Source organism: Klebsiella sp. EMBS2024 (genome assembly GCF_036233805.1).
GTDB classification, from domain to species: domain Bacteria; phylum Pseudomonadota; class Gammaproteobacteria; order Enterobacterales; family Enterobacteriaceae; genus Klebsiella; species Klebsiella pneumoniae.
This window is the reverse complement of sequence record NZ_JAZARW010000001.1, coordinates 442,444-465,532: the sequence shown is the minus strand read 5'-3', so window position 1 is coordinate 465,532 and position 23,089 is coordinate 442,444. Positions and strand designations below refer to the sequence as shown.

General features: G+C 58.0%; 23 protein-coding genes and 1 other RNA gene. 8 read left to right on the top strand and 16 right to left on the bottom strand.

The genetic code is table 11. The annotated features are described in order from the left end of the window. A partial coding sequence (locus VZP09_RS02140) for a nickel/cobalt efflux transporter (RefSeq protein ID WP_328794865.1) occupies positions 1-438 on the top strand: 438 nt, incomplete at its 5' end. 44 nt (positions 439-482) lie between these two features. On the opposite strand, the gene yczE is transcribed toward VZP09_RS02140, so the two are convergent. Then, a complete protein-coding gene (yczE, locus tag VZP09_RS02135; RefSeq protein WP_004177248.1) occupies positions 483-1,097 on the bottom strand; it encodes a membrane protein YczE in 615 nt (204 codons plus the stop codon). Between the two features lie 88 nt (positions 1,098-1,185). Between yczE and yczR the strand changes: the two genes are divergently transcribed. Beyond that, entirely contained in the window at positions 1,186-2,613 is a 1,428-nt protein-coding gene (gene yczR / locus VZP09_RS02130) for a MocR-like transcription factor YczR (RefSeq protein WP_004191652.1), read from the top strand. A 134-nt stretch (positions 2,614-2,747) separates the two neighbouring features. Here the strand turns inward: yczR and VZP09_RS02125 are convergent, their stop codons facing one another. From VZP09_RS02125 to ffs, 3 genes are all read right to left on the bottom strand, one after another. Continuing rightward, positions 2,748-2,963, bottom strand: a complete 216-nt coding sequence (locus VZP09_RS02125; protein ID WP_004142688.1) for a hypothetical protein — start codon at positions 2,961-2,963, stop codon at positions 2,748-2,750. Further along, positions 2,960-3,217, bottom strand: coding sequence for a hypothetical protein (locus VZP09_RS02120; RefSeq protein ID WP_002891977.1), 258 nt, complete (start codon positions 3,215-3,217; stop codon positions 2,960-2,962). The genes VZP09_RS02125 and VZP09_RS02120 overlap by 4 nt, the downstream gene beginning before the upstream one ends. 309 nt (positions 3,218-3,526) lie before the next feature. After that, positions 3,527-3,623, bottom strand: an RNA gene (gene ffs / locus VZP09_RS02115) — signal recognition particle sRNA small type. Between the two features lie 240 nt (positions 3,624-3,863). On the opposite strand from ffs, the gene VZP09_RS02110 reads away from it, so the two are divergent. Next, on the top strand, positions 3,864-4,271 hold the full coding sequence (locus VZP09_RS02110) for a dTDP-glucose pyrophosphorylase (RefSeq protein ID WP_004178755.1): 408 nt from the start codon (positions 3,864-3,866) through the stop codon (positions 4,269-4,271). Between the two features lie 67 nt (positions 4,272-4,338). Continuing rightward, complete coding sequence (locus tag VZP09_RS02105) at positions 4,339-4,650, top strand: MGMT family protein (protein WP_004142687.1); 312 nt, start codon at positions 4,339-4,341, stop codon at positions 4,648-4,650. 37 nt (positions 4,651-4,687) lie between these two features. Here VZP09_RS02105 and VZP09_RS02100 read toward each other — a convergent pair whose 3' ends face one another. After that, positions 4,688-5,179 (bottom strand): YbaY family lipoprotein, encoded by a 492-nt coding sequence (locus VZP09_RS02100; protein ID WP_002891903.1) that lies wholly within the window; start codon positions 5,177-5,179, stop codon positions 4,688-4,690. 216 nt (positions 5,180-5,395) lie between these two features. Between VZP09_RS02100 and tesB the strand changes: the two genes are divergently transcribed. Next, entirely contained in the window at positions 5,396-6,325 is a 930-nt protein-coding gene (tesB, locus tag VZP09_RS02095) for an acyl-CoA thioesterase II (protein WP_328794864.1), read from the top strand. Here tesB and amtB read toward each other — a convergent pair. From amtB to VZP09_RS02070, 5 genes are all read right to left on the bottom strand, one after another. Next, positions 6,313-7,599 (bottom strand): ammonium transporter AmtB, encoded by a 1,287-nt coding sequence (gene amtB, locus VZP09_RS02090; protein WP_004152876.1) that lies wholly within the window; start codon positions 7,597-7,599, stop codon positions 6,313-6,315. The genes tesB and amtB overlap by 13 nt on opposite strands. A 33-nt stretch (positions 7,600-7,632) precedes the next feature. Continuing rightward, the gene (gene glnK / locus VZP09_RS02085) at positions 7,633-7,971 is read right to left on the bottom strand and encodes a P-II family nitrogen regulator (protein WP_002891893.1); all 339 of its coding nucleotides are present in this window, start codon (positions 7,969-7,971) and stop codon (positions 7,633-7,635) included. Positions 7,972-8,214: 243 nt separating this feature from the next. Then, on the bottom strand, positions 8,215-9,993 hold the full coding sequence (locus VZP09_RS02080) for a SmdB family multidrug efflux ABC transporter permease/ATP-binding protein (RefSeq protein ID WP_002891880.1): 1,779 nt from the start codon (positions 9,991-9,993) through the stop codon (positions 8,215-8,217). After that, entirely contained in the window at positions 9,986-11,758 is a 1,773-nt protein-coding gene (locus tag VZP09_RS02075; RefSeq protein ID WP_021312301.1) for a SmdA family multidrug ABC transporter permease/ATP-binding protein, read from the bottom strand. Before VZP09_RS02075 ends, VZP09_RS02080 begins: the two co-directional genes overlap by 8 nt. A gap of 43 nt (positions 11,759-11,801) precedes the next feature. After that, a complete protein-coding gene (locus VZP09_RS02070) occupies positions 11,802-12,260 on the bottom strand; it encodes an Lrp/AsnC family transcriptional regulator (protein ID WP_002891873.1) in 459 nt (152 codons plus the stop codon). Between the two features lie 115 nt (positions 12,261-12,375). Here VZP09_RS02070 and VZP09_RS02065 point away from each other — a divergent pair, with 115 nt between their 5' ends. Next, positions 12,376-13,428 (top strand): PLP-dependent cysteine synthase family protein, encoded by a 1,053-nt coding sequence (locus VZP09_RS02065; protein WP_328794863.1) that lies wholly within the window; start codon positions 12,376-12,378, stop codon positions 13,426-13,428. Between the two features lie 44 nt (positions 13,429-13,472). Here VZP09_RS02065 and cof read toward each other — a convergent pair whose 3' ends face one another. Further along, a complete protein-coding gene (cof, locus tag VZP09_RS02060) occupies positions 13,473-14,291 on the bottom strand; it encodes an HMP-PP phosphatase (RefSeq protein WP_004151335.1) in 819 nt (272 codons plus the stop codon). Between the two features lie 127 nt (positions 14,292-14,418). Here cof and VZP09_RS02055 point away from each other — a divergent pair, with 127 nt between their 5' ends. Both VZP09_RS02055 and queC read left to right on the top strand, forming a co-directional pair. Then, positions 14,419-16,119, top strand: a complete 1,701-nt coding sequence (locus tag VZP09_RS02055; RefSeq protein WP_032414591.1) for an SgrR family transcriptional regulator — start codon at positions 14,419-14,421, stop codon at positions 16,117-16,119. A gap of 66 nt (positions 16,120-16,185) precedes the next feature. Beyond that, positions 16,186-16,887 (top strand): 7-cyano-7-deazaguanine synthase QueC, encoded by a 702-nt coding sequence (gene queC, locus VZP09_RS02050; protein WP_002891863.1) that lies wholly within the window; start codon positions 16,186-16,188, stop codon positions 16,885-16,887. A 111-nt stretch (positions 16,888-16,998) separates the two neighbouring features. Here queC and VZP09_RS02045 read toward each other — a convergent pair whose 3' ends face one another. The 5 genes from VZP09_RS02045 to lon form a co-directional block, all read right to left on the bottom strand. Next, on the bottom strand, positions 16,999-17,400 hold the full coding sequence (locus VZP09_RS02045) for a YbgC/FadM family acyl-CoA thioesterase (RefSeq protein WP_002891860.1): 402 nt from the start codon (positions 17,398-17,400) through the stop codon (positions 16,999-17,001). Between the two features lie 111 nt (positions 17,401-17,511). Further along, the gene (locus VZP09_RS02040; protein ID WP_002891859.1) at positions 17,512-17,880 is read right to left on the bottom strand and encodes a helix-hairpin-helix domain-containing protein; all 369 of its coding nucleotides are present in this window, start codon (positions 17,878-17,880) and stop codon (positions 17,512-17,514) included. A gap of 148 nt (positions 17,881-18,028) precedes the next feature. Further along, positions 18,029-19,903, bottom strand: coding sequence for a peptidylprolyl isomerase (ppiD, locus tag VZP09_RS02035; protein ID WP_023284735.1), 1,875 nt, complete (start codon positions 19,901-19,903; stop codon positions 18,029-18,031). 214 nt (positions 19,904-20,117) lie between these two features. After that, entirely contained in the window at positions 20,118-20,390 is a 273-nt protein-coding gene (gene hupB / locus VZP09_RS02030) for a nucleoid-associated protein HU-beta (RefSeq protein WP_002444653.1), read from the bottom strand. Between the two features lie 209 nt (positions 20,391-20,599). Further along, complete coding sequence (gene lon / locus VZP09_RS02025) at positions 20,600-22,954, bottom strand: endopeptidase La (protein ID WP_004151336.1); 2,355 nt, start codon at positions 22,952-22,954, stop codon at positions 20,600-20,602. Positions 22,955-23,089 lie beyond the last annotated feature (135 nt).

Here is a 23,089-nt window from a genome sequence, read left to right as displayed (position 1 = left end):
CATGATCACCACCATGACCATCACCATGCGTCCTCATCCGCCGCGCCGCTGGTGGCGGAGGAGTGGCAGGACGCGCATCAGCGGGCCCATGCTCAGGAGATCAACCGGCGCTTTGATGGCCGCCAGGTGACGACCGGGCAGATCGTGCTGTTTGGCCTGACCGGCGGGCTGATCCCCTGCCCGGCGTCCATTACCGTGCTGCTTATCTGTTTACAGCTGAAGAAATTCTCGCTGGGCGCCACGCTGGTGCTGGGCTTTAGCGTTGGTCTGGCGCTGACGCTGGTGGCTTCCGGGGCCATCGCCGCCCTGAGCCTTAAACATGCCACCCGCCGCTGGCCGTGGCTTAACGACCTCTCGCGCAAGGCGCCCTGGTTCTCAGGCTTACTGATTATTGTGGTGGGGATCTACATGATGCTTCATGGCCTGAGCGGCCTGTAAGCGATGAAAGGCCCTCTCCGTGATGAAGAGGGCGATGGGTTAATTCAGGAGACTATTTCCCGGGGAGGGCTGACCGCGTTGCGGCTGACGGGCTGGCTGAACCACGGCAGGCACAGCTGGATCAGCGGCCCAATCGACAGCGCGTAGATGACGGTTCCGACGCCAAATTTACCCCCCAGCAGCCAGCCAATCAGCAGTACGGAAAGCTCGATCGCCGTCCGGATACCGCGCAGTGACCAACCAGTGCGAGCATGCAGACCGGTCATCAGGCCATCGCGCGGCCCGGGGCCAAAGCCCGCGCCAATATACATTCCGGTAGCGATAGCGTTCAGCACAATCGCTCCTACCAGCAGCGCACTGCGCGCCACCATCGACTCCAGCGGCGGCAGGACGGCCAGCGTGGCGTCCGCCGCTAGTCCCAGCACGATGACATTGCTCACCGTGCCGAGCCCCGGCATTTGCCGGATCGGGATCCACAGCAGCAGTACCGCCGCGCCGGTCAGGATAATCACCGTACCGAAACTGATACCCAGCTGTTTAGCCACCCCGAGATGGAAAACATCCCACGGATCGGCGCCGAGATTGGCATGCACGAAGAGCGCCGTGGACACGCCGTAAAGCACCAGACCAATATATAACTGCAGCAGGCGACGAAGCATATTTTTTCCTCAACATCATTGCGAATGCCCTAATCATCAGCAAAAATGGACTGATAATTAATGGCCAGTTTTGGAAAAGTGGATCGCTATGTCAGCCCGACGCTTTGGAACCCAATCGCTGGTACGCCTGCTCGGCAACTGGCAGGAGACCAGCTCACGCACGCCGCTATGGCGCCAGCTGGCGGAAGCGCTCCGCCTGCTGATCCTTGATGGTCGCCTGACGCTGCAAACGCGCCTGCCCGGCGAGCGCGAGCTGGCGGCGGCCCTGAACGTCAGCCGGACCACCATTGCCAGCGCCCTCGGCCAGTTGCGGGAGGAGGGCTTTCTCTACAGCCGCCAGGGGAGCGGGTCACGCATTGTTTTGCCGGAACGCCCCGCCGATCTTCCTCTGCCTGCCGGCATCTCATCTACGCTTAATCTCTCTACCGCCGCCCTCAGCGCCGGGCCGGAGGTCCATCAGGCCTTCCAGCACGCTATGACCCTGCTGCCGCCCTATCTCGCACAGACTGGCTATGACCAGCAGGGGCTGCCGGTGCTGCGGGAGGCGATTGCCCGGCGCTACAGCGAACGCGGTCTGCCGACGCGGCCCGATGAGGTGATGGTGGTCAACGGCGCCCTCAGCGCCTTCGCGCTGATCCTGCGCCTGTTCACCGGGCCGGGCGATCGGGTGGTTATTGACGCCCCCACCTATCCGATGGCCATCAGCGCCATTCAGGGCGCCTCCTGCCGCCCCGTCGGGGTTGCGCTTCCGCAGCAGGGATGGGACTGCGATGGACTGGCGGCGACTATTGCGCAGACTGCGCCGCGGCTGGCGTGGCTGATGCCGGATTTTCACAACCCCACCGGACGCTGTATGGATGCCCCCACCCGCCAGCGGGTTGCGGACATCGCCGCCAGGACGCGAACAACGCTGGTAATCGACGAGACCATGGCCGACCTTTGGTATAACGCGCCGCCGCCCCCACCGCTGGCCAGCTTCAATCCCGATGCCGCGGTGCTCACCATTGGTTCGGCCGGGAAAAGCTTCTGGGGGGGACTACGTATCGGCTGGATCCGCGCCAGCGCGCGGACCATCGCCTCGCTTATTCAGGCCCGCGATTCGCTGGATTTGGGTACGCCGCTGCTGGAGCAACTGGCCTGCTGCTGGCTACTGGAAAATGCCGCCACACTGCTGCCGCCGCGGCGGGATATGCTCAAGGCGCGCCGGGACATGTGCGAAACGCTGATGGCGGAATATTTTCCCCGCTGGCGGTTTTCGCCACCGGAAGGTGGGCTCTCTTTTTGGGTGGAACTTCCTGACATGCTGGCCACCCTGTTCTCTGCGCGTGCGGAAAGCCAGGGGATCCATATCGGCACCGGTACGCGGTTTGGGCTGGAAGGGGCGTTCGATCGCTATTTACGTCTGCCGTTTACGCTGCCGGATGAAGCATTGCGCCGGGCCTTCTCCACGCTACAACCGCTGTGGCAAAGCCTTGCTGAACAGAAGGAAAATACACGTTTGCGAAAAATAATATAAGAAAATAGCGACGGGCTGACTTCAGCCCGTCAAATGACCTTCATCCATGAGGTATATNAGATGTTTTTATAAAATTGCCTGGCTATCCTGCCCTCTGGTTATGGCAACCCAATGACAGAAAGAAGGCAATTTCATTAATGCTGGCGCGGAATAGGAAACCCTTTCAGGGAAATAATAAAGCCATCTTCATCTTTTTTGATTTTAGCGCCGGTGTCACACCAGTCGGAAGCAATGCGAAAGAACTCATCACTACCGATATTCCAGTTCAGGCGGACGTGTTTTACGTATCCTGAGCGCAACATATCGCAAGCTTCGCTATAGTTGCTGGCTGTAGAGAATTGTTGTTTCATTTTTTCTTCTTCAGAAGTTTTCTTAATGCTTTGATTTCTTTAGGGGTAAGTGGCGTCGCTTCCTCTTCGGTATGCTGGCTGTCAATGTCCTCTTCCGTCACCCCCGCCTCACCTGCTGACTCCTCCAGCTGAAAAGCCAGCTGCAGCAGCTTTTCCGTTGCCGTTCCCAGGTTCTCGTTATTAACTTCCGCATAATGACGCAACTTTTCTTTTAGCTCTGCGTCAATTTTTACATTCAAAACCACTGTGGTCATAGCTACGCTTCCCGTGCAATAAAATCATCATAATTAATACACGAAGTTAACATGCTGATCCAGAGATATATTTTACAGCATGAGCCTGGCAACAAATTCCCATCAGTAAGATGCGCTTTATTTATGACATGCAAATGACATTAATATTTCAGTAGTATTTCAGATTTATGACAAGTAAATATTATGGAATAAAAGCAGGGGGTTTTAACAACAAAAACTAATATGCGATCTTTATCAGAAATTAATTATTGCAGGAGTAAAAACCGGACAAATACAAGGGAAACACCAGGCGGGAGAAATGGGTGGGGGCCCTGCCAGCTACATCCCGGCACACACGTCGTCTGCTCTGGCTGCTTCCTTCCGGACCTGACCTGGTAAACAGAGTAGCGTTGCGGGAGAACCAACAGAGCCCCCATTGAGAGCGTTAGTTGCCTAACGCGCTGGCGCATTATCCCTGCTGACCTGGGGAATTGCAAGCTCACACCGTCCGCCTGCTGGTTTATTGCGCAATAACGCGAATAAAACCAGCCACTCACGGTCAGCCTGTGAGATTGCGAGCCCGCGCTCAGCACACATCCGGGTTATCCACCATACTTATCCTCTTCGTCCTCTTTTATCACCAGTACATTGTCTCGACGGTAATCGAATGACTGACTCATCACCACAGACCATCACTCTGCCTTTACCTGCTATTGAAGGGATGACCATCGCCTTTCAGGGCGTAAACTACCTGCGTCCTGAAAAAATGCTCGACTTCGCGACCATCAGTCCCGCGCCGGTGCGGGCGGTTACGCCGCTGGCGCTGCTCTATTCCACCGTCGGCGTGCTGCGCCAGGTGGAGCTACGCAAGCTACCGGTCTATATCAGCGGTCGGGTGGTGTACCCTATCTCGTCGTTAACCATGCCGGGCCTGCGCGCGAGGCTGATCATCAACGCCACTTCGCAGCGGTTGAAATTTCTTGAGAGTCTCATCGCCAGCTCAGCCTCCGACAATGTCCATGGCATGCAGATCCTCGGCCTCGCTCTGACGTTCACCGTCGAACAGGCCGCCTGACCCAGGCCGGCTGTACAGCTCCTGGCTTAGCGCTTATGCTGACGTTTTGCCGGTAACAGGACAGAAAATGGCTCCGCACGACACATTTCCCCAACGCGTCTGGCACATCGTGGCGTCGATACCGGAAGGGTATGTCACGACCTACGGCGAGGTCGCCCGGCTGGCAGGTTCACCGCGCGCGGCGCGCCAGGTGGGCGGCGTATTGAAGCGCCTGCCGGAAGGGTCCACCCTGCCATGGCATCGGGTGGTCAATCGCCATGGCGATATCTCCCTCACCGGCCCCGATCTACAGCGGCAGCGTCAGGCGCTGCTGGCCGAGGGTGTGCAGGTCTCCGGCAGCGGCCATATCGATCTCCAGCATTATCGCTGGGTTTATTGAAGGCAAAAAAAAGCCCCCATCCGGGGGCGTAGCGAGCTTACTGGGCGACAGGAACGGCGGTCTGCTGGACCGGAACCAGCGTCAGGTCGGCATGAGTGCCGCCCTGGTTTATTACCGTCTGCACGGTATCGGTAATAAACATCAACTGGCCGTTAACCGTGATCGCCGCGCTTAGCAGAATGCGAGCGTTCGGTTGAATATCTGCCGGGTTGTAAGGCAGCGCAAAGTTAAATGGCGCCTGTTTGCCTTCGGTACGCACCGCTTTTTGCGACAATACGCGGGCTGGCGCATCTGCCAGAGAAGCATCCGACAGGGTCACCGTCAGTACCGCATCCGGCGGTAAAGCGATTCTCTGGCGGATATTAATCGTCCCCGTGACGCTCGGCTGCTGCTGCGCCACGCTCAGCGTCGCGATACCGTAAGGGTCGGGCGCGGCCGCCTGCGTCGAAGAATTGTTCGAGTGGTGATTAGCACAGGCGGTCAGCGTCGCGGCGACGGCTAAGGCACTAAACATATAGGCAAATTTCATGATGTTCTCCTTATCATCCCTTAATACCCAGGAGGATGTTCCGCCGCTTCGCCGGCAGGAACTTTCGTGTCGTCAATAAGTGTGGCACAGATCTCAGATTTGTTCCTGTTAACTGGTCGTTATTCAGATTATTACACCCATCGGACCACTTGCGATTCCAGGTTATACTTGGCCACATTACGCGCGCTGCGCCGCTATTGTTAATTGAGGATAAGTATGAGTCAGGCACTCTCTAACCTGCTGGCATTATTAGATCTGGAAAAAATTGAGGAAGGGTTGTTTCGCGGGCAGAGCGAAGACCTGGGGTTACGTCAGGTTTTTGGCGGCCAGGTAGTGGGTCAGGCGCTGTATGCGGCAAAAGAGACCGTGCCCGTTGAGCGTCTGGTTCATTCGTTTCACAGCTACTTTCTTCGCCCCGGCGATAGCCAGAAGCCGATCGTTTACGATGTGGAGGTGCTGCGCGACGGCAACAGCTTCAGCGCCCGTCGGGTCGCCGCCATCCAGAACGGGAAGCCGATTTTCTATATGACCGCCTCCTTCCAGGCGCCAGAGAATGGCTATGAGCATCAGAAAGCAATGCCGGCCGCCCCCTCCCCTGACGGCCTGCCTTCGGAAACCGATATCGCTCGCAAGCTGGCGCATCTCCTGCCGCCGCAGGTGAAAGACAAATTCCTCTGCGATAAACCGCTGGAGATCCGTCCGGTGGAGTTTCATAACCCAATGAAAGGCCATATCGCCGAACCGGTGCGCCAGGTCTGGCTGCGCGCCAACGGCGCCGTCCCTGACGATCTGCGTATTCATCAGTATCTGCTGGGCTATGCTTCAGACTTTAACTTCCTGCCGGTGGCGCTGCAGCCGCACGGCGTTGGTTTCCTTGAGCCCGGCATGCAGGTCGCCACCATCGACCACTCTATGTGGTTCCACCGGCCGTTTAATATTAATGAATGGCTGCTGTATAGCGTCGAAAGCACCTCGGCCTCCAGCGCCCGCGGCTTCGTTCGCGGCGAATTCTACACCCAGGATGGCACGCTGGTTGCCTCAACGGTTCAGGAAGGGGTGATGCGCAACCGCAACGCATANNNNAGCCTCCCGGACGGGAGGCTTTTCGCTATCAGGAGAGAATGGCTTTTTTATCAGGCGTTATAGGCGTTTTCGCCATGGCTGTTGACGTCCAGCCCTTCGCGCTCCTGCTCTTCCGGCACGCGCAGCCCGACGGTCATATCCGCCACTTTGTAGCCGATGAACGCCACAACGCCGGACCAGACCACGGTGATGGCGATACTTTCCAGTTGCACCAGCAGCTGATGGCCCATGGTGACGCCTTCCGCATAACCGACGCCGCCCAGAGAAGTCGCCGCGAAGATACCAGTCAGGATACAGCCGACGATGCCGCAGACGCCGTGAACGCCGAAGACGTCGCAAGGATCATCCACACGCAGCCAGCGTTTCAGCGCAGTCACGCCCCAGATACCCGCCAGGCCAGAGGCGATACCGACGATCAGCGCCCCGCCGACACCGATATAACCACACGCCGGCGTAACGCCAACCAGACCGGCAATTGCCCCGGAGCAGGCGCCCAGCAGTGAAGGTTTGCCGCGCAGAGCCCATTCGCCAAAGGTCCACGCCAGGATAGCCGCAGCGGTCGCCACGACGGTGTTAACGAACGCCAGGGCCGCAATTTCATTCGCTGCGCTGGCAGAGCCGGCGTTGAAGCCGAACCAGCCCACGTAGAGGATAGCGGTGCCAGTGAACACCATCGGCAGGTTATGCGGTTTGAACGCTTCTTTGCCGAAGCCCACGCGTTTGCCCATCATATAGGCGCCCACCAGCCCGGCGACCGCGGCGTTGATGTGCACAACGGTGCCGCCGGCGAAGTCCAGCGCGCCATGGGTCGCCAGCAGACCGCCGCCCCAAACCATATGCGCAATCGGCACGTAGGAGAGTGTCATCCACACCACCACGAAGATCAGTACCGCGGAGAAACGAATACGTTCCGCCAGCGCCCCGACAATCAGCCCGACGGTGATGCAGGCGAACGAGCCCTGGAAGGCCACGTGGATATACTGATAGAAGGTGCCCATCAGCGCTTTCAGCTCAATATTTTTCAGCATCACCCAGTCAAAGCTGCCGAAGAAGCTGCCGCCGGTGCCGAAGGCCAGGGTATAGCCATAAATCACCCACAATACGCAGACCAGGCCAAAGGTGACAATCACCTGAGTCAGCATGGACAGAACGTTCTTACCGCGGATCAGGCCGCCGTAAAACAGCGCAATCCCCGGGATAGTCATAAACAGAACCAGCGCGGTGCAAATCATCATAAACGCGTTATCGGCTTTGTCCGCCACCGCAGGCGCGGCCATCGCCAGCCCCGGCAGAAGGGCTAATGCCCCCAGACCCGATTTCATTGTTGCCATTTTCATTGTTTCGTTCCCCATCACTGTGTGGTCTGGAAATTACAGTGCCGCTTCGTCAGCTTCGCCGGTACGGATGCGAATGACGCGCTGCAATTCAGCGACGAAAATTTTGCCGTCGCCAATTTTTCCGGTGTAAGCCGCTTTGCTGATGACATCGATGACTTCATCCAGCTGATCGTCGGCAATCGCCACATCAATCTTCACTTTTGGCAGAAAGTTGACGCTATACTCGGCGCCGCGGTAGAGCTCCGCGTGACCTTTCTGACGGCCAAATCCTTTGACTTCAGTGACCGTAAGGCCCTGAATGCCGATGGAAGACAAAGCTTCACGCACGTCTTCCAGTTTGAATGGTTTGATTACCACGGTAACCAGCTTCATAAGTCCCCTCCAGTCAGTATTCGGTAATGGCCGCAGCTAACACGATGGATATAAAGCAAGGGCTATGCCAGAAATGAAAAAAGGCCGTAAAGCGGCCCTTTGATGGCAAAAAACAGGGGACAGGTCAGGCAATATCCTGCGCAACGGCGCCTGGCGCGCAAAAATGCACCACAACAGTGCATTTGATGTAACGTTTTTGCACCATCGCAGGCCGCCCAGCGTTCCCTGCCTGCTAGTGGTGCATCAGGCGCTGAGCGACTCCTCTCTGGCGCTGGCCGCCAGCTCTTCGCCGGCCAGCTGCAGCTGATACATCTGCCAGTAGCGGCCTTTCGCCGCCAGCAGCTGCTGATGGGTGCCCCGCTCGACAGCCTGACCTCGATGCAGAACCAGGATGGTATCGGCCTCCACAATGGTCGACAGCCGATGGGCAATAACCACGAGGGTGGTATGCTGGCGGACCTTCGCCAGCGCCTGCTGGATCGCCTGCTCGGTACCGGAGTCGATGTTTGCCGTCGCCTCATCCAAAATCAGTACCTGCGGGGTGTCCACCAGCACGCGCGCCAGCGCCAGCAGCTGCTTCTGCCCGACGGAGAGATTATTGCCCTGCTCGCCCAGTTGGGTGTACAGCCCATCGCTCATGCTGCGCGCCACCGCCGCCAGCTGCACCGCCTCCAGCGCTTCCCAAACCTGCGCCTCACTGATGTCCCGGCCCAGCGCGACGTTGGCGTAGAAGGTATCCGCCAGCACTACGGGATCCTGTTGCACCATCGCGATGCCCCGACGCAACGCGCTGTGGCTGAGGGATGCGAGCGGTCGACCATCGATGCGGATCTCGCCGTGGGTTAACGGGTAATAGCCCATCATCAGACTGGCGAGGGTACTCTTTCCGCTGCCGGTATGTCCGACCAGCGCCACGAAGCTGCGGGAGGGAATATCCAGCGTGATATCCTGGAGAACCAGACGGTCCCCCCGGTAAGCAAAGGAGAGATGGTCAATTTCCACCCGACCGCTGCTCAGCGGCGCGTCATCCGTACCCCACGCCTGGCGCGGGCGATCCATCAGCTCGAAAACGCGCTCGCCGGCGACCACCGCCTGCTGCAGCATCGACTGCTGGGTGGTCAGCTCGATAAGCGGCTCGTTAAGGCGTCCAAGATAGCTGATAAACGCGTACAGGACCCCAACCTCGATCGTGCCCACCGCGCTAAAGCCGAACAGCATCAGCAGCCCGCACAGCACCAGCGAGGAAAAAAGGCTCAGCAGCGGGCGCAGCAGAAAACCGTCCAGGCGCAGCGTCTGCATCCGCGCCAGATAGTGGGCATAGCTGGCCTCGCGCATCCGTTCGCCAAAGCGCGCCTGCTGGCGGAACTGCTGGATGACGCCCATGCCGTTGATCACTTCGTTGAAGCCATCGTTGATGTCGGCAAGCCAGGCGCGCACCCGCCGCACGATCGGCGTGCTATAGCGCTGATAGATAATCATCACGATCAGCACCGCCGGGAAAATCGCGATCGCCACCAGCGCCATCCGCCAGTCGAGGCTAAACATCGCCACCAGCATCGCGCCGATCAGCGCGGCGCTGCGCAGTACCGTAGCCACCACCGTCACGTACAGATCGCGAATGACTTCCGTATCGTTGGTTACCCGTGAGATAAGCTGCCCAACCGGCTGGGTATCAAACTCGCTGAGCGGCTGATGCAGGGCGGCATCCATCACGTCGCTGCGCAACTGCTGGACGACGCCGACCGCGGCGCGGTTAAACAGCAGCGACTGGTTATAGTGCAGGAGCGCCGCCAGCAGCTGCAGGCCGATATAGGCTACCGCCAGGCCGGCCACCAGCTTCAGCGGCAGCGTATGTTTCGCCACCATGTTGTCGATGAAATAGCTGATAAGCAGCGGGCCGCTCACTTCCGCCGCCGCCGCAATCCACATCATCGCCACCGCGATGGCCAACGGCTTGCGCCACGGTGAACCATAGGCCAGCAGGCGTTTAAGCGTCGGCCAGAGTTCGGTAAAGCTACGCATCCAGGGCCTCCTCTTGCGTCTGCGGAACCTCGTCGAGCGCGGCCTCCAGCTGCTGATATCGATACATGTCGCGGTACCAGCCGGGCTGCACGGCCAGCGCCTCGTGGCGGCCGCGCTGGGCAATATGCCCATGCTGCAGTACCAAAATTTCACTGGCCTCGGTGAGCGCCGACAGGCGGTGGGCGCTGATAATGACCGTCCGCCCCTCCCCCCACTGGCGCAGGTTATGCAGGATCTGGTGCTCGGTGCGGCCATCCACCGCCGATAAGGCATCGTCGAGGATCAAAATTTCGGCCTCCAGCAGCAGGGCGCGAGCAATAGAGATGCGCTGTTTCTGGCCGCCGGAGAGCATCACGCCGCGCTCGCCCACTTCGGTCTCGTAGCCCTGAGGCAGACGCAGAATGTCGTCATGCACGCTGGCCAGTTGAGCAACCCGCTCAATCTGCGCCTGCGTCGCGTCCGGTTTTCCCAGCGCGATATTATTGGCGACGGTATCGGAGAATAAAAATGGCGTCTGATTGACCACCGCCAACCGGGCGCGCCAGCTGTCGAGCTGCAGAATCGGCAGCGGCAGATCGTGAAAGCGGATCTCGCCGTGAGTGACGTCAAAATGGCGCTGCAGCAGCGCCAGAATGGTGCTTTTGCCGGCGCCCGTCGGCCCGCAGATGCCCAGCATTTGCCCCGGCTGGAGAGTAAAATTTACATGCTCCAGCGAAGGTTTGCTCGCCTGCGGATAGATGAAATCGCGGATAGCAACCTGCAGGACGCCGCGGCCTGCCGGCACCGCCTCGCTCCCGTCATCCACCGCCGGCGCCTCTTCAAGCATCGTGCGGATACGACCATAGGCCGCGCTACCGCGCTCCACGATGTTAAACATCCACGCCAGCGCCAGCATCGGCCAGATCATCAGGCCAAGATACATCACGAAGCTGGTCAGCTGGCCCAGGGTCAGGCTGCCGTGGATCACCATCCAGCTGCCGCCGCCGATGGCCAGCAGGTTAGCGGCCCCGATGGCGATATAGATGGTGGGGTCGAAGCGGGCGTCAATGCGTGCCACGCGCATGTTTTTCGCGCCGGTATCGGCAGCATCGGCAGCAAACTGCGCCGACTGGCGATCCTCCAGCCCAAACGCCTTAATCATGCGGATGCTGGTCAGGCTCTCCTGCGTGCGATCGTTGAGGCTGGAAAAGGCCGCCTGAGCAACGCGAAAACGTTCGTGAAGCGCATCGCCGTTGCGTTTGATCGCCAGGGCCATCAGCGGCATCGGCAGCAGCGCCAGCAGAGTAAGCTGCCAGCTAATCTGCGTCGACATTACAATCAATACCGCACAGCCCATCACCAAGGAATCCACGAGGGTTAATACTCCTTCGCCAGCGGCAAACACCACCCGGTCCACGTCATTGGTGGCGCGGGCGATAAGATCCCCGGTGCGATGGCGCAAATAGAACGCCGGATGCTGGCGGCTCAGTTGCCGGTAAAAATCTTCCCGCAGCTCAACCGCCAACTGGTAAGAAGCGCCGAACAACAGCACGCGCCAGACATAGCGCAGCAGGTAGACCATCACCGCGATCAGCACCAGCGCGCCGATCCACATCCACACCTTCTCCGCGGTGTAATGCTGTTGCGTCACGCCGTCGACCACAATGCCCACCACCTTCGGCGGAATAAGCTGCAGGACGGCAATAATGACCAGCAGGGCAATTGCGCCAAGATAGCGGCGCCACTCCCGGCGGAAGTACCAGCTGAGTTGAGCAAATAATCGCAAGCAATAAAATCCTGATTTTGTAATGGGTTACGGCGCAATACCGTTATTCGACAGGCAAGGCGGTGGTATATTTTATCTGTTCCATGGCAAAACTCGAAGTGACATCCGACAGACCAGGCACACTGTTCACTAAACGTTTATAAAAGTCGTCATAGCGTTTCATATCAGCCACCTGCACCCGTAGCAGGTAGTCATACTCCCCCGCCATCCGCCAGAAGCCGAGCACTTCCGCCATCTGCGTCACTTCGCTCACGAACTGACAGTACCAGTCGCTGCTATGATGCTGAGTCTTGATCAGGACGAACGCCGTCAGCCCCAGCCCCACCTTTTCCGCGTCCAACAGGGCGACGCGCCCGCGGAGAATGCCCTCGTCTTCGAGCCGTTTCAGGCGTTTCCAGCAGGGCGTGGTGGTCAGATTAACGGCATCGGCCAGCGCCTGCAAAGAGAGGGTGCAATCTTCCTGCAGTAGCGCCAGCAGCTTACGGTCAATTTTATCTAGCATTGGGCATCCTCAGAGAAAATTTTGCTCTCATAATGGTAATCCACAGGTTAAATGGCAACAATTTTTCCTGCGCTTTCCGCTAAGCTAGGCACAAAATGACAAACAGGAAATTACGATGAATAGCGCCTGGGTTAAACATGCCATTAGCGAAATCAACGCTGACTATCAGCGCTCCGCCGACACGCACCTGATCCGTCTGCCGCTGCCCGCTTTTCCGGGCATCCACCTGTATCTGAAAGATGAAAGCACCCACCCCACCGGCAGCCTGAAGCATCGCCTGGCGCGGTCGCTGTTTCNCTATGGCTTGTGCAACGGCTGGATCAAAGAAGGCACGCCAATTATAGAGTCCTCCTCAGGGTCAACCGCCGTTTCGGAGGCCTATTTCGCCCGCCTGCTGGGGCTGCCGTTTATCGCTGTGATGCCTTCCTGCACCGCCAAGCGCAAAATCGAACAGATCGAGTTCTACGGCGGACGCTGCCATTTTGTGCAGAGCGCCGGCGAAATCTACGCGGCTTCCGAAACGCTGGCCCGCGAGCTGAACGGCCATTATATGGATCAGTTTACCTTCGCCGAGCGGGCCACCGACTGGCGCGGCAACAACAATATCGCCGACAGTATTTTCCGCCAGATGAGCCATGAGCCGCACCCGCAGCCGTCATGGATCGTCATGAGCGCCGGCACCGGCGGCACCTCAGCGACCATTGGCCGCTATATTCGCAGCCAGGGCTACGAGACGCAGCTGATGGTCGTTGATCCGCAGAATTCGGTGTTCCTCGATTACTGGCAGACCCGCGACGCCAGCCTACGCAGCCCGGTCGGCAGCAAAATTGAAGGCATCGGACGGCCGCGCGTCGAGCCGTCGTTTATTCCCGACGTTGTCGATGAGATGCTGCGCGTGCCGGATGCGGCGAGCGTAGCCACCGCCCTGTGGCTGGAAACGCAGCTTGGGCGCAAGGTCGGCGCCTCGACCGGCACCAATATGTGGGGCGTATTGCAGCTGGCCGCGCGGATGCGCGAAGAAGGTCGCACCGGCTCGATAGTGACACTCCTGTGCGACAGCGGCGAGCGTTACCTGGAAAGCTATTACAACCCGCAGTGGGTGGCGGACAATATCGGCGATATTGCGCCCTGGCAGGCGGAGATCGCCGGTCTGGTCGAAAGGCGATAAAAAAAGCCAGATAGAAGCCTATCTGGCTTGCTGGAAGGGTCTCTCTATTCGGGGGAATAAGGAAGATCAGGATTATCCAGCCAATGAGTTAAAAAATGGGAGACTGCCTGATTCCGGCAGTCGCCAATTACCGGCAGATGCGGCAGCTCGGCTTTCAGCTGCGGCATCGCGTTGCCCATGATGAACCCCCGCCCAACGCTGCCCAGCATCTCGCGGTCGTTCATCGCATCGCCGAAGGCCATGCACTCCTGCAGGGTGAAGCCTAAATGCTGGCTGAGCACCGCCAGCGCCGCGCCTTTATTGCAGCCAACCGGCAGCACCTCCAGGCAGTCCATTGCCGAGAAGCAGAGAAATGCGCGATCGCCCAGCGTCTCATTCAGCTGGATCCGCAGACGGCGCAAATCGTCATGATCGCCGCAGAAACAGATCTTGGTGACATGCTGCGCCGACATGCGCTTCAGATCGCACAGTTGATAGTGAAAGCCGCTGAATACATGCGCTTGCAACAATTCAGGCCTTGCCTGGCCGGTAAACCAGCCGCCATCGTTAAAGACGTGCATGCTGGCCTGGGTATCCCATTTGCCGTGCAGCACCGCTTCCGCCGCCTCGGGAGCGAGATCCTGGCGATAAAGCTCCTCCCCTTCCAGCGAATGGATGCGCGTCCCGTTGCCGGTGATCAGAAATGCATCAAGGGAAAATTCGCCAATCACATGGTGCATCTCCAGCACATGGCGGCCGGTGGCGAAGGTCAAGGTGATATCGCGCTCACGCAGCCGTTTCAGCGCGGAAAGCGTCTTTTCTCCAAGACGATGGTCCGGCATCAGCAGGGTGCCGTCCATATCAAATGCCGCCAGTTTTGCCATGGTATATTCCCCGATGTGTGATGGGCTTCGCTTGTGTTGCAGTATCACCTGGGATATACGGAAGTAATAGTGAATAGATATTATTAATTGTTCCGGGTTTACAGCGGCCCGGTGGACGACGGCCCCCATGCGACTCTTACACCGTTTAAATCAATACCAGCGCCTATGGCAACCCTCAGCCGGGGCGCCGCAGCAGGTCACCGTCGGCGAACTGGCGGAGCGCTGTTTTTGCAGCGAGCGCCACGTCCGTACTCTGCTGCGTCAGGCGCAGGAGGCCGGGTGGCTAAGCTGGCAGGCCAGCTCCGGGCGCGGCAAACGCGGACAGCTCTTATTTCACAAAACCCCGGAAAGTCTGCGCAACGAGATGATGGAGCAGGCGCTGAACAACGGTCAGCAACAAACCGCGCTGGAGCTGGCGCAGCTTGCCCCGGTGGAGCTGAAAGCCCTGCTCCATCCCTTCCTCGGCGGTCAGTGGCAAAACAATACCCCCACGCTGCGTATTCCTTACTATCGCCCGCTGGAGCCGCTGCGTCCCGGCTTTCTCCCCGGCCGCGCCGAGCAGCATCTGGCCGGACAAATCTATGCCGGGCTGACGCGCTTCGACAAAGGCGACAATATGCCGATCGGCGATCTGGCGCACCACTGGCAGGTCTCCCCGGACGGCCTGCGCTGGCATTTTTATATCCGCTCCACGCTGTGCTGGCACAATGGCGATACGGTGGAAACCGCGCAGTTGCGACAGCGGTTACTGCTGCTGCTTGAGCTGCCCGCCTTGCGGACCCTCTTCGCCAGCATCAGCCGTATCGATGTCACCCATGCCCAGTGTTTAACAATAACCCTGCATCGCCCTGACTACTGGCTGCCGTTCCGCCTCGCCAGCTACTGCAGCGTGCTGGCGCATCCCGACGATCCGGCCATTGGCTGCGGACCGTTCCGCCTGAAGCGGTTTAGTCCGGAACTCGTCCGCCTGGAAAACCATCCCCGCTACCACCTGCAGCATCCGCTGATCCAGGCGGTGGAGTACTGGATCACTCCTCAGCTCTTTGACCGCGATCTCGGCACCAGCTGCCGCCATCCGGTGCAGATCACCATCGGCGATCGCGAAGAGCTGCATAATCTGCGTCAGGTCAGCAACCGTATCAGCCTTGGCTTCTGCTATTTGACCCTGCGCCACAGCCCTCGGCTTAGCAAAGCGCAGGCCCAGCGGCTGGTGTCGATAATCCATCACTCGTCGCTACTGGATACGCTGCCGCTGGAGGAGGATCTGATTACGCCAAGCCATGAGGTGCTGCCGGGATGGTCCATCCCGCAGGGACCGGCAAACAACGCGGTACCGCTGCCGGCCAGGCTCACCCTGCTCTATCATCTGCCGGTCGAGCTACATGCGATGGCCGAACAGCTGAGGCAACGTCTGGCTCTGCTGGGCTGCGAGCTGACGCTCCTGTTCCACGACGCTAAAAACTGGGAAGGCTGCCAGGATCTGGGGCAGGCCGACCTGATGATGGGCGACCGTCTGATCGGCGAAGCGCCGGAGTACGCCCTGGAACAGTGGCTGCGCTGCGATATGCTGTGGCCTAATTTGCTGACCGGGGCGCAATATGCTCATCTGCAGGCGACATTAGACGCGGTGCAGTCTCAGCCCGACGCTCGCAGCCGCAACGATGCGCTGCGCAACGTATTTAACAGCCTGATGGAAGACGCCATCATGACGCCGCTGTTCAAGTATAACTATCGGATCAGCGCGCCACCGGGGGTCAATGGTCTGCGCCTCAACGCCCGGGGCTGGTTCGACTTCGCCAGCGCCTGGCTGCCGGCCTCGTCGACGTGAGAGAGCTGGTGATGGAGGGCGTCTGGCGCTACCATATCGCCTTTATTCATTTAGTCAGGAATTGCCATGAAACGCGCCGTAGTTGTCTTCAGCGGAGGACAAGATTCAACCACCTGTCTGGTGCAGGCTCTGCAACAGTATGATGAAGTGCATTGCGTCACTTTTGATTATGGCCAACGCCACCGCGCGGAAATCGACGTTGCGCGCGAACTCGCCCTGAAACTGGGCGCCGTCGCGCATAAAGTGCTGGACGTCACTCTGCTCAACGAACTGGCAGTCAGCAGCCTGACCCGCGATAACATTCCGGTACCGGACTATCAGCCTGATGCCGAGGGCATTCCCAACACCTTTGTCCCCGGGCGTAATATTCTGTTTTTAACCCTGACGGCAATCTACGCCTATCAGGTAAAAGCCGAAGCCATCATCACCGGCGTGTGCGAGACCGACTTCTCTGGCTACCCGGACTGCCGCGATGAGTTTGTCAAAGCGCTGCACCACGCCGTCAGCCTGGGGATGGCGAAAGACATTCGCTTTGAGACACCGCTGATGTGGCTGAATAAAGCCGAGACCTGGGCGCTCGCCGACTACTGGGGTCAGCTGGATCTGGTGCGCCGGGAAACCCTCACCTGCTACAACGGCATTAAGGGCGATGGCTGCGGCCAGTGCGCCGCCTGTAACCTGCGCGCAAACGGACTCAACCAGTATCTGGCGGACAAGGTCGGGGTAATGGCGGTTATGCAGCAAAAAACCGGACTGGCGCAGGCATAATCTCCGGGGATCGATTTACCGGAGCTTTGACTCAAATTCCCCGGTGGCGCGATGCTTACCGGGGCTACGGGTTCATCACCTGCCGTGGGCCAGCCACTCGCACGACGGTTGTCAGCGCAGGTTCATCTGGTCAAGTTTCGCACGCAATTCCCCTTCCAGCGGCAGCGCCTTCTGGGTTTTCAAATCGATACAAACGAAGGTAATCAGCGCATCGGCCACTACTTCGCCATTGGGGTTGAGGGTGACCACCTGGCTTAGGGTGCCGCTTTTGCCGTTGAGTTGCTCCAGTTTGCTGCTCACCGTCAGCACATCGCCCAGTACCGCCGGACGACGATAGTTAATATTGATATTCACCACCACGAAGGCGATGTTTTTCTCCATCATCCACTGAAACGCGGGGCTGTTTTCCAGGCCGTCCCAGCGGGCTTCCTCAAGGAACTCCAGGTAGCGAGCGTTGTTCACATGCTGGTAGACGTCCAGATGATAGCCGCGAACTTTAATTTGTGTCTGCATAGCACTAATGCCTTTCTGTTATTGTTGTTTATGAGGTAAGAGGTCACACCACTTGATGCAACCTCTTTATCCTGGCAAAAAATCACCGCTGTGCAAGGTCTGGCATAAAATTTACAGCGTCAGATGGGCTAAATTGCGCTCCACCAACGCGCTCCCCATTCCCGGGACCTGCTTCAGATCATCGAGGGTTTTGAACGGCCCGTACTCTTCGCGGTAGCTGACAATAGCCTGGGCTTTTTTCAATCCTACGCCATTCAACGCCTGCGCCAGCTGTTCGGCGCTGGCGCGGTTAATGCTGACCTTTGTCGCCCCGATGTCAGACTCGCCGGGCACCGCTTCCGCCTTCGCCGAAGAGGAAGCCTGCACATTTTCTTTATTCACCGCCGCTTTGCCGCTGGCGGGTGCCGCCAGCGCCCCCTGTACCCCTACCGCAAAAACCAGAACGCCCGCGGCCATCAGTGCTTTTATTCCATATTTCATGCTGATATCTCCTTGTGTGTAGACAGCAAGGTCACGATAGCGTCAGTGCGGATGGTCGACAAAAGGCAAATCACAGAAATGGAAAGGGCCGCGAAAGCGGCCCTTGAGGATTACATCGTGTTGCTCATTTTTGCGAGACGACGCGAAATTACTGCTGCTGGTCGATGCTGTCGCCGAGCTTAATTTTCGCCGCCTTGCGCAGGTTGCTCATCAGCGCTTCGAAAGCGATTTGGGCATTGTTCTGGGTGATCCCCTGAACCATGGCCTTCTTCTGCTCTTCCGGCATGCTGCCGGCTTTCACCTCATCCAGCGCTACCAGCACCACATCGCCTTGCATATTGCTGCCCACGCCGTAGACCGGTTTACCCTGCTGCGGCAGCGGCAGGGTAAATGCCAGCTGGCTCAGCGGATCCTGGCCGGTACGAGAAAGCGTCTGCGGCGCGCCAAAGCTCAGGCCAGCCGCCTTCATCGCTTCATCGCCTTTGCCGTCTTTCAGCGCCGCCAGCAGCTTGTCGGCCTCCAGTTTCGCCTGCTGTTCCGCTTTATTGTGCTTAACGATATCGCTAACCTGTGCCTTCACTTCGGCAAGCGGCTTCACCGCCTCGGCTTTGTGTTCGCTAATGCGCAGAACAAAAGCGCGATCGCCGTCAACGGTAATGATATCGGAGTTGCTGCCCGGCGCGCCGTTCTCACCCACCAGACCGCCGTTAAAAATAGCGTCAGCGACCGGTTTAAAGTTCAGCTCCTCCGGCAGGTTATCGCGGCCAAACCAGCCGGTTTCTACGACCTTCATCCCGGCGACCTGCGCTGCGCTCGCCAGCGATTCATTATCGTTGCTGGCCGCATCGCTCACCTTCTGCTGCAGCGCGTAGTAAGCATCCAACGCTTTTTCCTGCTTCACTTTCGCCGCAATGTCATTACGCACGTCAGCCAGCGGCTTCACCTGCGCCGGCTGGACGTCGTCCAGACGAGCTACCAAAAAGCCAACCGAGGATTTGATCACGCCAGACAGCTGGCCTTTCTCTTTCAGCCCGGCATCTTTCAACTCAGGCACGGTAGAGGCATCTTCCATCCACCCCATATCGCCACCGTTGCGGGCAGAGATAATATCGGTCGATTTTTCTTTCGCCAGCGTGGCGAAGTCCGCTCCTTTTTGCAGCTCGGCCAGTACCGCTTTCGCATCGGCTTCAGTTTTGGTCTGAATCACGCTGTAGCGGTTGCGCTGCGGCTGAGTGAACTGATCCTTGTGCTGGTCGTACCATGACTGAATCTCTTCGTCAGAGGCGCTCTCCTGCATGCTGGCGGCATCCATTTTGATGTAGCTGACGCGGAACTGCTCCGGCGCCATAAAACGGGCCTGATTCTGCTGCCAGAAGGCGTTGATTTCCTCATCGCTGGCGGTCTGTTTTGCCGCCAGGGCATTTACGTTGATGGTCGCTTCGCGGACCACCCGCTGTTGAGATACCAGCGCCGCCAGCTGATCGGACTCGCCCGGCAGCATGAAGTCGGTACCCGCAATGGCGTTAATCAGCTGCTGCGTGGTCAGCTGGTTACGCAGCGCCTGGGCGTACTGATCGGTGGTCATCCCCATCTGGGCGACAATACCGCTGAAACGCTGGTTGTCGAACTTACCGTTCGTCTGGAACGCCTGGGTCTGGAAGATCGCCTGCTTCACCTGCTCATCGCTGATGCTGAGGCCCAGCTCGCGGGCATACTGATCCAGAAGCGACTCATCGATCAGGCGGTTCAGCACCTGCTGGCGCATGGTTTTCATGTAGTTTTCGTTCGCCGCCAGCTCGGAGAATTGATCGCCAAGCTGCTGCTGCATACGGTTACGTTCGCTGGCGACGGCGTTTTCAAACTGCCCACGGCCAATCTCCTGGCCATTCACTTTTGCGGCATAGTTTTTGCCACCGCCAATCAGGTAACCACTCACCCCGGTCAAAATGAACGAGACGATAATGATACCGAAAATAATCTTGAGCACGACGCTGTTGGCGGCCGTGCGTAGGTTGTCCATCATGGTGTAACAACGCTCCGCTGTAGATGACTTTAGCTCGCGCAGCATAGCACGTGATGGCCGCCGCGCGTGAGGACGTATTTTGACAAGAAAACAGGGTGATTGTCAGCCCACAAGTGGCGATAAACACACATAAAGTGGTCTGAAAAGGCAATAAAAAAGGCACATCTCACGATGCGCCCTTGTACTTCGTCACATTCCCTGACGGGAAAGCCGATCAGTTCACCGCGTCTTTCAGCGCTTTACCAGCACGGAAGCCCGGCACTTTTGCGGCAGCGATAGTAATTTCTTTACCTGTTTGCGGGTTGCGACCAGTACGGGCGGCACGTTCTTTAACAGCAAAGGTACCAAAACCTACCAGCGCAACGTCATCCCCAGCCTGCAGAGATTCAGTAACAGAAGCGATTAAAGCATCTAACGCACGTCCAGCTGCAGCTTTAGAAATGTCCGCACCCGCAGCAATTTTGTCAATCAGTTGAGATTTATTCACTGTTCTCTTCCTCTCTTTATAATTTATATCGCACCTGAGTCCTTCATAGTGCGACCGCGCAGCAGTTATATCAGGACTGTCATGCCCTTACAACAGCAGTTGTCGATGACCCCCCTGCCAGCGATCTAAGTTAGCTACACAAAAAAAGGCTGGCAAGTCCGAAATGACTTACCAGCCCTATTTTTATTAGCGCAATTTGCGCAGAATCACTATTTCGCGGTCACAACCTGCATGCCGAACGGTTCGTTCTGCAGCGCAAGTGTCAGAACTTCCTCGATTCGTTTCACCGGATGGATATCCAAATCGGCGATAACGTTATCCGGAATTTCTTCAAGGTCGCGTTTGTTCTCATCAGGAATCAGAACAGTCTTAATGCCGCCGCGATGCGCCGCCAGCAGTTTTTCCTTCAGACCGCCGATCGGCAGCACCTGACCACGCAGAGTGATTTCACCGGTCATCGCCACATCAGCGCGTACCGGGTTACCGGTCAGGCAGGAGACCAGCGCCGTGCACATGGCAATACCCGCGCTCGGACCATCCTTAGGCGTCGCCCCTTCCGGCACGTGCACGTGAATGTCACGCTTCTCGTAGAAGTCGGCGTTAATGCCCAGCTTGTCAGCCCGCGAACGTACCACCGTCAGCGCAGCCTGAATCGACTCCTGCATCACCTCGCCCAGCGAGCCGGTGTAGGTCAGCTTGCCTTTGCCCGGCACGCAGGCGGTTTCGATGGTCAGCAGATCGCCGCCCACTTCCGTCCACGCCAGACCGGTCACCTGACCGACGCGGTTCTCACTATCGGCGCGGCCATAGTCGAAGCGCTGTACGCCGAGATAATCATGCAGATTCTCACCGTTAATTTCGATGTGTTTCAGCGATTTATCCAGCAGCAGTTGCTTAACGGCCTTGCGGCACAGCTTGGAGATTTCACGCTCCAGGCTACGTACCCCCGCTTCCCGCGTGTAGTAACGAATAATGCCGATAATGGCGCTATCGTCGACGGTCAGCTCGCCTTTCTTCAGCGCGTTACGTTCGATCTGCTTCGGCAGCAGATGACGTTTGGCGATGTTCAGTTTTTCATCTTCGGTATAGCCGGAGAGACGAATCACTTCCATACGGTCCAACAGCGGCGCCGGAATGTTCATGGAGTTGGAAGTCGCCACGAACATCACGTCGCTGAGATCGTAATCCACTTCCAGGTAGTGGTCGTTAAAGGCCACGTTCTGTTCCGGATCCAGCACCTCAAGCAACGCGGAAGCCGGGTCACCGCGCATGTCGGAAGACATTTTGTCGATCTCGTCCAACAGGAACAGCGGGTTTTTGACCCCCACTTTCGCCATTTTCTGGATCAGTTTGCCCGGCATCGAGCCAATGTAGGTCCGACGATGACCGCGGATTTCCGCTTCATCGCGCACGCCGCCAAGCGCCATACGAACGTATTTCCGTCCGGTCGCTTTGGCGATGGATTGACCCAGCGAGGTTTTACCTACCCCCGGCGGTCCCACCAGACAAAGGATTGGCCCCTTGATTTTGTTCACCCGGCTCTGCACCGCGAGATATTCAAGGATGCGATCCTTCACGCGCTCCAGGCCATAGTGATCGGTATCGAGGATCTCCTGGGCCTGACGCAGGTCTTTTTTGACCTTACTGCGCGCATTCCACGGCACCTGCACCATCCAGTCGATGTAGCCACGCACGACTGTCGCTTCCGCTGACATCGGCGACATCATCTTCAGCTTCTGCAGTTCCGCTTCGGTTTTTTCTTTCGCCTCTTTCGGCATTTTCGCCGCGTCGATCTTACGCTTCAGCGCTTCGTTTTCGTCCGGGGCGTCGTCCATCTCGCCGAGTTCTTTCTGAATCGCTTTCATTTGCTCGTTCAGATAGTACTCGCGCTGGGATTTCTCCATCTGCTTTTTGACGCGGTTGCGAATGCGCTTCTCAACCTGCAGCAGATCGATTTCCGATTCCATCATCGCCATCAGATATTCCAGACGTTCGTTAACGTCGGACATCTCAAGCACAGACTGCTTGTCAGCCAGCTTCAGCGGCATGTGCGCCGCGATGGTATCCGCCAGGCGCGCCGGATCGTCGATGCTGTTCAGCGACGTCAGCACTTCCGGTGGGATCTTCTTGTTCAGCTTGATATAGCCTTCAAACTGGCTGATAGCGGTGCGAACCAGCACTTCCTGCTCGCGTTCGTCAATCGCCGGCGAGTCGAGATACTCCGCTTTCGCCGAGAAATGCTCGCCATTATCAGACAGCGCAGAAATGCGAGCACGCTGCAGCCCTTCGACCAGCACCTTCACGGTGCCGTCCGGCAGCTTCAGCATCTGCAAAATAGACGCCACGGTTCCAACGGTGAAAAGATCGTTTACACCCGGCTCATCCGTCGACGCTTCTTTCTGCGCAACCAGCATGATTTTTTTATCATGGTCCATGGCCGCTTCGAGGCAACGGATAGATTTTTCCCGCCCTACGAACAGGGGTATGACCATGTGCGGATAAACCACCACATCGCGCAATGGCAATACGGGGATTTCAATGCGTTCAGAACGCTCAGGATTCATAGAGCTCTCTCTTAGTTTAAAGTCCGCCAGGTAGCCGACGACGCCACACTCCACTGCATCGTCGTTAATATGTAATCCAGTATATGGGGATGTATTCCCCACATTCAACGGCGGGAATGCAGGAAAAATAAAAGG